The organism is Actinomyces qiguomingii (genome assembly GCF_004102025.1).
GTDB lineage: Bacteria > Actinomycetota > Actinomycetes > Actinomycetales > Actinomycetaceae > Actinomyces > Actinomyces qiguomingii.
Genome location: NZ_CP025228.1, coordinates 3879883 through 3892545, shown reverse-complemented (window position 1 = coordinate 3892545; position 12663 = coordinate 3879883). Strand labels below are relative to the sequence as shown.

The 12663-nt window shown below is 67.3% G+C and carries 11 protein-coding genes; 3 read left to right on the top strand and 8 right to left on the bottom strand.

All coding sequences use genetic code 11. The features are described 5' to 3' along the window. Positions 1-182: 182 nt before the first annotated feature. Positions 183-1166, top strand: a complete 984-nt coding sequence (locus tag CWT10_RS17570) for a type II toxin-antitoxin system HipA family toxin (protein WP_332881181.1) — start codon at positions 183-185, stop codon at positions 1164-1166. Here the strand turns inward: CWT10_RS17570 and CWT10_RS16260 are convergent. The 3 genes from CWT10_RS16260 to CWT10_RS16250 form a co-directional block, all read right to left on the bottom strand. Beyond that, complete coding sequence (locus tag CWT10_RS16260; RefSeq protein ID WP_103062382.1) at positions 1160-2047, bottom strand: alpha/beta fold hydrolase; 888 nt, start codon at positions 2045-2047, stop codon at positions 1160-1162. The two genes, CWT10_RS17570 and CWT10_RS16260, sit on opposite strands and share 7 nt — an antisense overlap. Positions 2048-2208: 161 nt before the next feature. Next, entirely contained in the window at positions 2209-2871 is a 663-nt protein-coding gene (locus tag CWT10_RS16255) for a DUF4276 family protein (protein WP_103062381.1), read from the bottom strand. After that, positions 2864-4057, bottom strand: coding sequence for an AAA family ATPase (locus CWT10_RS16250; protein ID WP_233188048.1), 1194 nt, complete (start codon positions 4055-4057; stop codon positions 2864-2866). Before CWT10_RS16250 ends, CWT10_RS16255 begins: the two co-directional genes overlap by 8 nt. A gap of 220 nt (positions 4058-4277) precedes the next feature. Here CWT10_RS16250 and CWT10_RS16245 point away from each other — a divergent pair, with 220 nt between their 5' ends. Continuing rightward, positions 4278-5240, top strand: a complete 963-nt coding sequence (locus CWT10_RS16245; protein ID WP_199176318.1) for an alpha/beta hydrolase — start codon at positions 4278-4280, stop codon at positions 5238-5240. Positions 5241-5516: 276 nt separating this feature from the next. Here CWT10_RS16245 and CWT10_RS16240 read toward each other — a convergent pair whose 3' ends face one another. The 3 genes from CWT10_RS16240 to CWT10_RS16230 all read right to left on the bottom strand — a co-directional run bounded on the left by CWT10_RS16240 (position 5517) and on the right by CWT10_RS16230 (position 9274). Further along, positions 5517-7454 (bottom strand): carbohydrate-binding domain-containing protein, encoded by a 1938-nt coding sequence (locus CWT10_RS16240; RefSeq protein ID WP_103062380.1) that lies wholly within the window; start codon positions 7452-7454, stop codon positions 5517-5519. A gap of 159 nt (positions 7455-7613) precedes the next feature. Further along, the gene (locus CWT10_RS16235) at positions 7614-8438 is read right to left on the bottom strand and encodes a polyphosphate polymerase domain-containing protein (RefSeq protein WP_103062379.1); all 825 of its coding nucleotides are present in this window, start codon (positions 8436-8438) and stop codon (positions 7614-7616) included. Positions 8439-8500: 62 nt separating this feature from the next. Then, the gene (locus CWT10_RS16230; protein ID WP_174721979.1) at positions 8501-9274 is read right to left on the bottom strand and encodes a DUF4956 domain-containing protein; all 774 of its coding nucleotides are present in this window, start codon (positions 9272-9274) and stop codon (positions 8501-8503) included. A gap of 401 nt (positions 9275-9675) precedes the next feature. Here CWT10_RS16230 and CWT10_RS16225 point away from each other — a divergent pair, with 401 nt between their 5' ends. After that, positions 9676-11079 (top strand): uracil-xanthine permease family protein, encoded by a 1404-nt coding sequence (locus tag CWT10_RS16225; RefSeq protein WP_103062378.1) that lies wholly within the window; start codon positions 9676-9678, stop codon positions 11077-11079. A 168-nt stretch (positions 11080-11247) separates the two neighbouring features. Here CWT10_RS16225 and CWT10_RS16220 read toward each other — a convergent pair whose 3' ends face one another. Both CWT10_RS16220 and CWT10_RS16215 read right to left on the bottom strand, forming a co-directional pair. Further along, complete coding sequence (locus tag CWT10_RS16220; protein WP_103062377.1) at positions 11248-11586, bottom strand: type II toxin-antitoxin system VapB family antitoxin; 339 nt, start codon at positions 11584-11586, stop codon at positions 11248-11250. 107 nt (positions 11587-11693) lie between these two features. Then, entirely contained in the window at positions 11694-12419 is a 726-nt protein-coding gene (locus CWT10_RS16215) for a TetR/AcrR family transcriptional regulator (protein WP_103062376.1), read from the bottom strand. Between the last annotated feature and the right edge of the window lie 244 nt (positions 12420-12663).

The window sequence follows — 12663 nt, the reverse complement described above, 5'->3', positions numbered from 1 at the left end:
GCGCGACCAGCCTGATGGAGGGCCGTTCACTAAGCTCGTATTTGACCCGGACTACTGGGACCGCCCGGGACGAATGGTCCTCGGACGCTGGTTCGAGGACCATCCACGCAAGCAGCCGCGCGCCACCAACCGGGTACCGGCGTGGTTCTCCAACCTAACTTCCCGAGGGTCGCCTCCGCGACCTGATTGCTAAGGAGCAAGGTGTAAGCACGCACCGCGAGATAGATCTGCTCGAAAGGATCGGGACAGATCTACCTGGAGCGGTTGAAGTTGTGCCGGATGCCGTCGAGGATCATGACGCTTCTTTTGAGGGGGCAGAATTGATCCCGCCTCCGGAGTTAAAGCCGGCGGGTGGTATACGACGTGCTTCTTTGGCGGGTATGACCTTGAAATACTCCATGAGTATGAGGGGTGGACGCTTAGTTATTCCGGCTCACGGGGAGGATGGGGACTGGATTCTTAAGATCCCCGATCCAGTGTATCCTGGACTCGCCTCCAACGAATTCGCAGTCATGGAGCTGGCAGGGCAGGTTGGGATCGAGGCCCCGGAGGTCGCGCTGTGGGCTCGGGACAGCATTGACGATCTGGGGCCGGGCGCCTGGCTCTCGGAAGAAACCGACGCCTACGCTGTACGCCGCTTTGATCGGTCGCCGCAGGGCCGTATACATATCGAGGACTTCGCTCAGGTGCTCAACCGCTACGGCGCGGGCGAGGGGAAATACCGGTCCAGTGTGGAGACGGTTGCCGGTTTGGCCTACCGCGGGCGGGACCACTCCTCGCTGCGGGAGATGGTTCGGCGTACGGTGTTCAACCTGCTCGTCGGCAACGGGGACGCCCACCTGAAGAACTGGTCACTGATCTACCCCGACGGGCGGCGCGCGCGGCTTTCACCCGCCTATGACCTGGTGTGTACCGCCGCGTACCCGAACCATGCGGAGCTCGGCCTGCCCTTCTTCGGTACCACCAGGCTGGCTGAGGTCACCCGGGAGCATTTCGTGCGGCTCCAGGCCGGGCTCGCCGTCGGCGATGAGGACGTGCTCGACGTCGTCGATGACACGGTGGACCGTTTCTTCTCCAGCCGGGAGAGCATCGACGCCGCGCCTGCGCCGGTGCGTGAGTGGATTTCCGGCCACATGGAGCAGACGGCGAGCCGCATGCGTCACTGACTGGAGGCAGGCTGCACGCCGACTTCGAGATGTCGAGCGAGCCAGGGGTCGGTGATGGCGTGGAAGCGGTCGGGGAAGGTGCGGCGCACGCAGTGGGGCGCACCCTCGATTACGGTGGTCGTGATGACCGGGTTGGCGCGGCGGGTGATGTTGGTGAGGTTGTTCCCGCGCAGCACCACGCGTTCGGTGCCGGTGACGATCAGCGTCGGCACCGTCAGGGAGTCGATGACCTCCTGCCAGGGGGTAGGCGGGGAGACGCAGCCCTGCGCTATGAACCCCAGGTCGACGCCGCAGGCCGCCTCGACGCTGGCGCGAGTCTCTCGGGGCGACCAGGTGGGATTGTCACGCATCTCCAGCTCGAAGCGCGCCTGTGGGTCGGCGGCGATCCCCTGCAACTCCCGCACCTGCCGTACCGCATTCATCGCCATCAGGCGCCGCCAGATCGGCGTGACGAAGGCGGGGTCCTCGGCGACGGCGGCGTCCACCAGGTCGGGTCGGTGCGCGGCCACATCCAGGCTGGTCACCCCGCCCATGGAGTGCCCGACGACGGCGAGCGGTGCACGCAGCGGTCCCTCGGAGCGCACCCCATGCGCACGCAGATCCTCAAGCACGCCTACCAGGTCGGCGGCCAGGCGCTGGCCGGCCGTCGTCTGGTTGGTGAGGTCCGGCTGATCCCAGCGCGGGGAGTCGCCGTGTCCGCGGGCATCCAGGGCGACGATTCGGTAGCCAGAGGCCGTCCAGCGGTCGATCGCCTCGATCCAGCACGCCGCCGAGTCGGTGATGCCGTGGGACAGGACGAGTACCGGCGCGGCGTCGTCGTCCAGCGGCCCGGCTAGGTGGCGGGCGAGCGGAGCGACGGCGGATGCCTCAGCGGTGGTCATACCCGGAGCTTATGCCGCCGTCACTGATGGTCTCGAACTCGGCTGCCACGCCACTTCGGTGTTGGGTACGCCGGTTAGCGGTCTGCTGAACGGCGTACAGGCATTCAGCAAACCGCTAACCGGCGTAGCAGAGGGTGAACCGGCGTAGCAGACGGGGTGCGTCACGCGAGCAGCTGTTGCCACCAGGCGGAGAAAACGGGGCAGCGTTCAAGGACGGCGGTCAGACCAACCTGCTGGATCAGGGTGATACCGTCCACGGTCTTGATGTAGCGGGGGTAGGCATGTTTGAGGCGCTTGGATGGACTTGTGCTTGCGCCGTCGTTGACGTCCTCGGGAGTGTCCGCCCGCTTTATGGCAGCGCGGAGAGAGCGCAGTGCCCGGCCGGGCATGATCCCATCGCCCGCACCGGCATCGATCGCGGCAAGCACCAGGGACTCGAACTCGTGCTTGACGATCAGCGGGTGAAAACGGTTAACCGAAGCGGTACCGGCATAGCGCGAATTGAGTGCTTCGGTGAGTTGCTGGCGGTCGTCCGCCTTGGGTCGGCCACTGTCCCGTCCGGGGGCTCCGACCGGGTACCCGTAGTAGTCGATCATCAAGCCGACACGATGCCAATGGGGCTGTCGCAGCAGATCATCAAGCAGGTCGTGATATCCCTTCCAACCGCCGCCGCCCCTATGCGACCCGGTTCCTGTGGACGATGTCTCCACGATTATGGGGGCAAGGGTCACTCCTTTGGAGAGAGCACTTGGCGCCAGCAGTGTGGTGACGAAGGCCTCTTCGGTCTGCCCCTCCACCACAAGCGCTATCAGGTGATTACCCATTGCTCTGCCTCCCTGAGAGCGTTTCAGGTGAGGGGCGTCCGCGCAACAGGTTCATCTCCCACAGGCTGCCGACCGAGTAGTCCTCAAGAAAGCCGGCGAGTTCTTCGGGATTCGGACGGCTGATGGTGGTGTTGCCGCCCACCCGGTTCAGCACGGCTACTTCTTCCAGGGAGAACTGTGACAGCAACGGCACCGACTGCGTCGCCAACAGGATTCGGTGTCCGTCGTCGGCGGCGGCGTGCACCATCTCGGCGAGCAGGCCTATCGCCGCCGGGTGCAGCCCCAGCTCCGGCTCATCGAGCACGATCGTCGCCGGCAGATCCGGACCGAGCAGCAGAGTCGCCAGACAGATGAAACGCAGCGTCCCGTCGCTCAGGGAACGCGGCTGGAACACCCGGTCGAGGCCCTGTTGACGCCAGCGCAGACGTAACTGGTCGTTCCGGTTCGGTTGCAGCACGAAGTCCTCGAAGAACGGTGCCGCCAGACGTATGGTTGCCACGATTCGCTGATAGTGCTGCGGGTGGTCGTTCCGGACGCGCAGCAGGTAGGCGGCGATGTTCTCGGCATTGGCGCGCAAGGCGATGTCGTCGCCAACCTCGGAGAAGGAGCGTGGCGGCGCCTCGGGGGAGACGTCGTCGAAGTGAAAGACCCGGCACCCGGAAACCAATGGAGCCACATAGCGTGCGAAGCGTTGCAGCTTGCTGTTCTCCGGGTCCTCGGCGTTGAGGAAGGAGGCGGCCCGACTGCGTGCCACCCGCCATGAGACGTGCTCGTTGTAGGGCTCCGGGTACTTGGTGCGGTCGTGGAACAGGAAGTCCTCGGTGACGAGCGCGGCCTGCTCCTCGCTGTTGCGGTCTACCCGCAGGCACACGCGGTAGCCGGTGGAGTGGTTCTGCGCATCGGGCAGACCGCGAATTTCAAAGACGGCTTCATTGAACGAGGTCTCCGCATTGGCGTGCAGTAGTGCCGGCAGGCCGCCGTGGCGCACCAGGTAGTCCTGGAAGGTGTTGTCCCAGACACGGGCGACAACCTCAAGTGCGCTGACGAGGTTGGACTTGCCTGCACCGTTGGCGCCGATGAGCACGGTGACGGCGCTGGTGAGTTCCAGGTCGACTCCGCCGATCGACGCGTAGCCCTCCACGCTCAGCCCACCGAGCGGTGCTGTGACGTCTTCCATGGAGACCATGCCAAGACTGTACCCCGATCCCTCCAGAGCGCAGCAGCTTGGCCGAAGGGGCAACACCGCAACCCCGACGCATGCTCCTCCGGGCGCCACGGTTCGGTCCTGCGGCGGCGTTCAGTGTCTGGAATCGGACAGTTTCGATGGTCGGGACGCATCGCCGAGACATCAGGGATGATGATTCCGTGCCACAGCCGACGCCGTCCTACTGATATGGAGCCACGCCATGACCGACTTCCAATTCACCCCGCCCCGGCTCGTCGCGCCCGCCGACTTCCCGGCCTCCGCGCTGACCGTCCCCGGCATGCGCACGCTCTCCGCGGTCGACGTTCCCCGCTACGGGGTGGTCCACTTGAACGTGCCCTACGCCGAGAAGTCCGGCCGCACGCTCCACCTGCAGATCATCATGCCGCCGCGTCGCGCCGCCTTCCCCGACACTGCAACCGACGTCTACCCCACCATCCTGTACGTGCAGGGCTCCGCCTTCCACACCCAGCGGCTCGGCCAGGAGCTGGGCAACCTCGCCGCCTTCGCCGCCCGCGGCTACGTGATCGCCATCGTCGAGTACCGGGGCAGCGAGGTCGCGCCCTTCCCGGCCCAGGCCAAGGACGCCAAGACGGCGGTGCGCTGGCTGCGTGCTCACGCCGCCGAGTACCACGTCGACGTCAATCGCATGGCCATGTGGGGCGACTCCTCCGGCGGTCACACCACCCTGATGACCTGGGCCACCGGCACGGGTGGCGCCGACGACGATCCTGCCTTCTCCGACGAGCCCGTCACCGAGGCACTGGGCCTGCGCGCCTTCGTCGACTACTACGGCCCCACACACATCGGCCGCATGAACGAATACCTGTCCATTCAGGACCATTTGGAGGCCGACTCCCCCGAGGGATGGCTCATTGGCCGGGTGCGCGTGGATGAGCACCCCGAGCTGGTGGCCCCCACCGTCATCATGGATCACGTCCCGCATGCCTCGCGGCGCACCCTGCCGCCGCTGCTGGTGATCCACGGCGACAAGGACCGCATCGTCAACTTCTCCCAGTCGGTCTGGCTGGTGCAGGACCTGCAGGCCAAGGGCCAGGACGTCACCTTCTACCGGCTGGACGGCGCCGACCATGGCGGCGCCCCCTTCTGGCAGGACGGCGTGCTCGACGTCGTCGACGCCTTCCTCAAGGAGCACCTGACCTGACCCACGGCCCGCGGATCCTCCTGCGTGACCGCGAGGCCTTCTACTACGCCGGTTCGTCCTCTACTACGCCACTTAGGTGTTTGCTGAAGGACTCCAAAGCCTTCAGCAAACACCTAACCGGAGTACCCAACGCCGAAGGGGCGTAGTAGACGACGGCGTGCACATCGGGTCGGCCGGCGCACCTCGACCGGCGCACCTCGACCGGCGCACCTCGGCCACCGCACCTCGGCATGCGCACGGCTACCGGCGTCTGCGGCCGCCGTGCGCATGCCTGCCTCAGGACTCGGTGGACTGGGTTCTGTCTGCCGGAGCCTGGCCGGGATCGCCGCCCAAGCCGCCGTCGGCCTCGCCAGAGGGCGCCTGACCGCCCTGGCCCTGCCCGCTGACACCGCCGTCGGACGGCGGCTGACCGCCGCGGCCGCCCATACCACCGCCGGGCCCGCCCATGCCGGTGGTCAGGGCCGCGGCGGTGCCGGTGGCCGAGCCGCCCGAGGTGGTGGCCACCGTGTACTCCTCGCCCTCGGTCAGGCCCAGCACGGTCAGGTACTGGGAGGTGAACACGCTGGTCATCTCCCAGGAGGCGCCGTCGGCGCCGGTGACGGTGATGGTGTCACCCGCACTCACGCTCGGGGAACCGGTCACGCCAATCAGTTGGCTCTCCCCATTGACATCCACCGCCCCGTCCATGGAGCCCGCCTGGCCGGAGACAACCACCTGCCCGCCGGTCACATACGCCGACCCGTTGGAGTCGATGCCGTCGGAGTAGGCGAAGGACACCTGCACCTGGCCGCCGGAGATGGTCAGCACCGAGCCGTCGTCGGACTCGGAGTCGACGTTCTCATAGCCCTCGATCACATAGTCGCCGTTGGTGGCGTTGATACCGTCGTCGCCTGCGGTGATGGTCAGGGCGCCGCCGGAGATGTTGATGAAGGCTGCCTGGAGCCCCTCGTCGGCGGCGTCCAGGGTGACGGTGCCCTCCTCCTGCGTGTAGCTGACGCCCGCGTTGATGCCCTTGGGCTTGGCGGCCTCGTCGACGCCGGACTCGTCCTCATCGTCTGTGGTGTCCTCGGCGGCGACGTCGGTGCCGGAGCCAGCCGCGACCCCGCCCTGCTGTCCGGGCGCCCCGCCGAAGTCCGCCTCCGGTGTGGCATTGGCCTGCCCGCCGCCCGCGGTCACGGTCAACGTGGTGCCCTCCACGGTGACGTCGGTGGTGGCGGATACGCCGTCGTCGCCGGAGGTGATGGTGATGTCGGCCGCACCCAGGGCGATGAAGCCCATGGTCTCGTCGTCGTCCTCGGTGGACTTCAGCCCGTCCCCGTCGGCCGTGACGGTGATGGTTCCGCCGGAGATGACCAGGTAGTCCTTGCCGCGCATGCCGTCGTCGACGGCGTTCACCGTAAGTGTGGGCGCCCCCTGGATCACCAGGCCGTTCTTGGAGGAGATGGCGTCGTTGTGGTTGCCGGTAACGGTCAGCCCTCCGGTGCCGGTGATCACCACGGTGTCGGAGGAGAACAGGGCCGCCGTGGGGGCGTCCGCGGAGGTGTCGGCGTAAGTCTGCCCGTCGGTGAGCGTGTTCTCGGACCCCTCGGCCAGCACGACGACGGCGCTGCCGGCGTCCTGGATGTCGATCGCCGGCCCGTCCGCATTGGTGATGGAGGCACCGTCGAGTACCAGCCGCACCTGGGCGTCATCGGCGTTCACGATCATCTCGCCGTCAGTGAGTTCGCCGGACAGCACATAGGTGCCGGCGGCGCTGATGGTGACGGTGCCGCCGTCGACGCTCACCCCGGCCGCGCCGTCGCCCGCGACACTTGCAGAGTCGCCGGACAGGGCGATCGTGGTGGCGGAGGCGGCGTCGTAGGTGCCCGCGTCATCGTCGGCGGTTACGGCCGCGGTGGCCGCGGAGGTGTCGGCGTTGGCCGCCAGGATCTCGGCGGCGCTGGCTCCGGTGGAGGCCGTGGCCACCTGTGCGGTGATGGTGGTCCACGCCGCCCCGGAAGCGGTGGTGCCGGTGGACGATCCGGTCGCGCCGGTGGAGGATCCGGTGGTGCCAGTGGCGGTTCCGGTCGCGCCGGTGGAGCACCCCGCGGCCAGCACAAGTGCGGCTAGCGGGGTCAGAAGACCGGTGCCGATGCGGCGGGCGCGGCGCATGCCACGGTGGCGGTGATCGGTGCGGAGCGCGGCGGGAGGCAGATGTTTGAACGGATTGTTCATGCGTGTGTCCTCATTCTTGGGTGTGATGATCCGGCGCCGACGCTGAAACGGGCGCGGCGAAGCGGAGCTGTTGGTGATCTTCAGATGCCGGGATCGGCATCGGTGCAGCCGTGCCGCGGCCAGAGCCGGCGCCGGCGGTATCGGTGATCGGGTGACGACTCAGGCGGCGTATGCCACAGCGTCGTTATGGTCGTGGCGGGAGGAGGCCAGCTCGTGGCCGAGCACCCGGTGCCACTTGTTGGCGGGCAGTTGCGGGTGCAGCAGCGCCATGCCGGTGGCGTACTTGGAGATCTTTGCGGGGCGGTGCCCGCCGGCCCACAACAGTCGGTCCGCGGGCGATGGCGTGGCCGGGTTCTTCGTCTCAATGATCACCAGGTCGTCGGCCGAGGCGCTCGCAGCGGCGGCAGGGCCCAGGGCCGTCCATACCAGGCCGGTGTCTACCGTCATCCGGGCCTGAGCATGGGGCAAATGCATGGTGCTGCGTTCGTAGGAGGTGCCCAGAACCGGCGCCAGTGCGGCGGCGATCTCCTGGGCGCGCGCCGTTGGGCAGGTCCCTGAACGGATCAGGCAGTCGGCCACGAAGGCGCGTCCGTCCGGGGTGAGGCGATCGGCGTTGTCGGGCGCGTACGGGATGCGCTCCTTGACTGTGGCGCCCCGCGGCCCGCGGGTTTTAACCTCCAGGAAGCAGATTCCGGAGTCCAGGTAGGAGCGGGTGCGCACCTTGAACCGACGCCGCCGCTTGCGGGCCGTCAGCAGATAGCAGTCCAAGCCGGTGGTGTCGAAGTAGGTGGAGGCGTAGGCGAAGCGCCGGTCCTCGCCGATCCGCAGGACGCGGGCTTGTCCGCTCAGGGAGTCGACAACCTCCTGGGCCGAGGCCAGTGGGAGGAGATACTTGCGGTCGATGCGTGTGAGCAGACCGGCTGCGGCGTTCAGTTCTTCCAGGGAGATGGTCGGAAGATGAGAGGTGTTCAGGTGCTGGTTCATGACTGATGACTCCTGTCGCGGTGCGGCACATGCGACGGGCCGATCGCCGTCTGCGATCCCGTTCAGCGGCTGGTGGGCTGGACGGCCGGCGGGAAGGCGTAATCGGCGGTGTTGGCCGGGGCCGCCGTGAAAGCATCGGCCCCGTGCCCGGCAGGAGAGGGATGCGGCGTTGTCGCTGCGGGGGCGACGCCGGAGTAGGCGGGTGCCGCAACATCGGGGGCGACGCCGGCGGTGCCGACGCCCGCGGCGGTGCCGACAGCACTCCCGGACACTCGCGAACGGCCCGATTTGGGCAGGCGGAAGCGCACATCTACGAGTGTGGTGTCGTCCACCAGGTCCAGGCGCTGCACCTCTACGGAACGCACCTGCGCGTCCAGCAGCTGCTCCAGGTGGGCGATGAGGGTGTCCTCGTCGGTGATGGCCCGATCCACCATGATGATCTGATGGCGGTTGCGGCGCATGATTGCCGGATGGTCGGCAATCCACAGGGAGGCGACGACGAGCCCCATGAGCACCGCCGTCATCGGCAGCGGCGCCGCGGTGATGCCTCCAAGCAGTCCCAGGGCCAGGGCGGCGAAGAAGTAGGCGACCTCGTGCTGGGATAGCTCGGTGGAGCGCAGACGGATGATTGACAGCACGCCGAACAGACCCAGCCCCAGGCCCGCCCCGACCGACGCCGTCGACAGCAGGAGTGTCACCGCCAGGACTCCGATGTTGACGCCCACATAGGCGGCTAACAGATCCTTGCGGGAATGCCGTCGCGTGTACAGGACGCCGACCAGCAGGACCAGGGCTACCAGGTCGATGGCGATATAGGCAAGAGTGCTGAGGGACATGGGCTGCTTCCGTTCGCTAGGTGAGGGACGACTGCCGCCGTCTCGGACCAGCTACCACTAAAGGCAACTTTTCTATGCTAACCATGTGAAACACATATCCCGCACATATGTGATGTTTCGTGCGGGCCCTGCGGCCGCAGCGAAACCACATTCCAGTGAGGCGCGCCACGTATGCGTGTCTCGTAATGCGTAGGCACGAGTCATTAGCTGGCATGCCGGGTTTCCGGCGCGGAGTGCTTTGAAGCCCCTTTGACGCAGATGCTCGGCCCCTCGGCCGGATCACCGTTTCCTGCCGATGTCTGAAAGACTCCTAGACTTGCGCCTCGGCGGGGCTGTCCGGCCTCGCCGGCGGGGTCGCTCCCCGCGACCGGATTCGCCGCACCCACGCGACAGGAGCCCACGTGTCCTCCGATCAGCCCTTCAACCTGAACCGACGCCTCCGCGGTTGGACCCTCCACGGCGATGGGCATTCGATCGCCCCCGGCGAGGTCGTCGGCCCCTCCGAACGTTTGAGTTGGCCCCGCACGGTCGGTATCGGTGTGCAGCACGTAGTGGCCATGTTCGGTGCAACCTTCCTAGTCCCGCTGCTGACAGGCTTCGACCCGTCAACCACCCTGTTCTTCACTGGACTGGGCACGCTGCTGTTCATCCTTGTCACCGCGGGACGGCTGCCCAGTTACCTCGGTTCGTCCTTCGCGCTGATCGCCCCGATCGGGGCCGTGACCGGATTCGCCGCCGATTCGGGAGCGCCCTTGCAGGAGGCGCGGGCCTCCCTGGCCCAGGGAGGGATCATCGCCGTCGGGGCGCTGCTCGCCGTCGTCGGTGTGATCGTCCACGTGGCCGGGACCGGCTGGATCGACCGGCTCATGCCGCCGATCGTCACGGGCGCCATCGTCTCCCTGATCGGCTTCAACCTGGCCCCCAGCGCCTGGGACAATGTCAAGACCGCCCCGGTGACGGCGCTGGTGACGGTCGTGTCGATCCTCCTGATCACCGTGCTGTTCAAGGGCATCATCGGGCGCCTGTCCATTCTCATTGGTGTGCTGATCGGCTACGCCACCGCCTGTGTGCGCGGAGAGGTCGACTTCTCCCGGATCGCCCAGACCGACTGGGTCGGCGTCCCCGACTTCCGTGCCCCCGCCTTCGATTTCAGTCTCCTGGGTCTGTTCATCCCGGTTGTGCTGGTGTTGGTGGCGGAGAACATCGGGCACGTTAAGTCTGTGGCCGCCATGACGGGGGAGAATCTCGACGACGTTACCGGCCGCGCGCTCTTTGCCGACGGCGTGTCCACCATGCTCGCCGGGGCCGGCGGCGGTTCGGGCACGACCACTTACGCGGAGAACATCGGCGTCATGGCCGCCACCCGCGTGTACTCCACGGCGGCGTACGTGATTGCCGCGACTACTGCCCTGGGGCTGTCCATGTTGCCGAAGTTCGGCGTCGTGATCGCCACGATCCCTGCCGGCGTGCTGGGCGGGGCGGCAACCGTCCTTTACGGCATGATCGGCATGCTCGGGGTGCGCATCTGGGTGCAGAACCGCGTGGACTTCTCCGATCCGGTCAATCTCAACACCGCGGCGGTGGCCATGGTCATCGCCATCGCCGACTACACCTTCAGCTGGGGGGATATGACCTTTGCCGGCATTGCGCTCGGCTCGCTGGCAGCGATCGTCGTGTACCACGTCATGCGCGTCGTCTCCCGGGTCCGGGGGACGAATCTGGAGGAGGCCTCGCCGGCGTCGGCACCAGCGGGCACCGAACTCGAGGGGCCGGCCTACGCCAAGCGTGCCCGCCGGCAGAGGTGAGGCGGGGCAGCGGGATAGCGGCCGCCATATCGACCGGTCTCGATGGTTATGTCGACCGGTCTCGACGGTTATATCGACCGGTCTCGATGGTTATGTCGACCGGTCTCGATGGTTATGTCGACCGGTCTCGACGGTTATATCGACCGATCTCGACGGTTACGTGGCCGACTACTGCGTGGGCGGGGGCGGGGCGGGCAGCGGGCGGCCGTCGTTGGCGAGTTCGAGTACACGCGCATGGATGAAAGTGCGTCCCTGGAGGGCGGCGCGCAGGGCCCGGTGCAGCCCGGTCTCCAAATACAGGTTCCCGTTCCAGGCGATCACATGGGCGAACAGGTCGCCGTAGAAGGTGGAGTCGTCATCGAGTAGTCCGCGCAGGTCCAGCTGTGCGCGGGTGGTCACCAGCTGGTCGAGCCGGATCTGCCGGGGAGCGATGGCCGACCAGTCGCGCTGCGCAGTGATCCCGTGTGCGGGGTATGGGGCGCAGTCGCCAACGGCCTTGAAGATCACGCCCCCATGCTAACGGGAACGTGCGACACACCGGTATCACCCCCGTTCGGGGTGGCGGCAGAAGGCTTCGCGCGTGTGGCGCCGTGGCCGTGAGCGAGCTTGTGCGCTCAATGGTGCAGCAGCGGACCGGTCAAGTAGTGCTGAATGGTGGGGCCCACCACCTCAACCAGGTGATCGACCGAGGCGCTGGCGATCGGCTCGACACGATAGATGTAGCGGATCATGGCCAGCCCGACCAGCTGACTGCCCGCCAGGGTGGCGCGCTCCCGGGCGTCTGGCCCAACTACCCCCGCCTGATCAAGGGCCTGCGTCACGGGCACGGCGAGCTGGTTGGTGGCGTAGGTCTGCACGGCCTCGGGGGCGCCGTCGTCGGTGGCTACCCAGCGCAGCAGGGCACGGAAGGTCGCCCCGCCGGAGGAGTCGTCCCAGGCGGTCATCGCCAGGCGCACCAGCCGCGGCCCGGCGGTGCGGATGTCGCCGGAGACCACCTTGGCGATCTCCTCACCGGCCCGAATGCGCAGATTCATGGAGGCTCCGAACAGGTCCCCCTTGGACCCGAAGTAATAGGAGACGAGCGCCGGGTCGACGCCGGCCGTACGGGCCACGCCGCGAATCGTCGTCTTGGCGTAGCCCTTGGCCAGGAAGGAGTCGCGGGCGGCATTGAGGATCGCGTCGCGCGTGGATTCGGTGCCAGCCGAAGCGCGGCTGCCCGAGCGGGGGCCGCGGCGTCGCGCCGTGGACCCGGGGGTGGTGTCGGTGCCGCTCGTGGAGGTGAGGGAATCCGAGGACGTGCGCTCCGCCTCGTCCTTCCGGGGTGCGGCCGCATCATGCATATGTCGAGGCTAAACGATTGAGTCGCTGCGGTGTGCGGTGTTAGTGGTCCGTGCGGCGGATCGGGCCGCGGATCCGCCGCGGGGCTCGGGGCCCGGGCGGCCCGCGGGCGGGATTGACTCAGCGGCCTGACGTGATCGTGGACGGCTCAACGCATTGGAATTAAGGGAAGTTGAGTGTGCAATATTCAACGGTGTCCAGGGTGCCGCGTAATGGTTCCGGGGTTTTTCGCGCCACCTCCGTGGA

Excerpts from the sequence above, each read along its gene's own strand:
- CWT10_RS16235 (WP_103062379.1), bottom strand. The coding sequence starts at position 8,438 with ATGAACCAGCACCTGAACACCTCTCATCTTCCGACCATCTCCCTGGAA.
- CWT10_RS16260 (WP_103062382.1), bottom strand. The coding sequence starts at position 2,047 with ATGACCACCGCTGAGGCATCCGCCGTCGCTCCGCTCGCCCGCCACCTA.
- CWT10_RS16250 (WP_233188048.1), bottom strand. The coding sequence starts at position 4,057 with ATGGTCTCCATGGAAGACGTCACAGCACCGCTCGGTGGGCTGAGCGTG.
- CWT10_RS16245 (WP_199176318.1), top strand. The coding sequence starts at position 4,278 with ATGACCGACTTCCAATTCACCCCGCCCCGGCTCGTCGCGCCCGCCGAC.
- CWT10_RS16240 (WP_103062380.1), bottom strand. The coding sequence starts at position 7,454 with ATGAACAATCCGTTCAAACATCTGCCTCCCGCCGCGCTCCGCACCGAT.
- CWT10_RS16230 (WP_174721979.1), bottom strand. The coding sequence starts at position 9,274 with ATGTCCCTCAGCACTCTTGCCTATATCGCCATCGACCTGGTAGCCCTG.
- CWT10_RS16215 (WP_103062376.1), bottom strand. The coding sequence starts at position 12,419 with ATGCATGATGCGGCCGCACCCCGGAAGGACGAGGCGGAGCGCACGTCC.
- CWT10_RS16255 (WP_103062381.1), bottom strand. The coding sequence starts at position 2,871 with ATGGGTAATCACCTGATAGCGCTTGTGGTGGAGGGGCAGACCGAAGAG.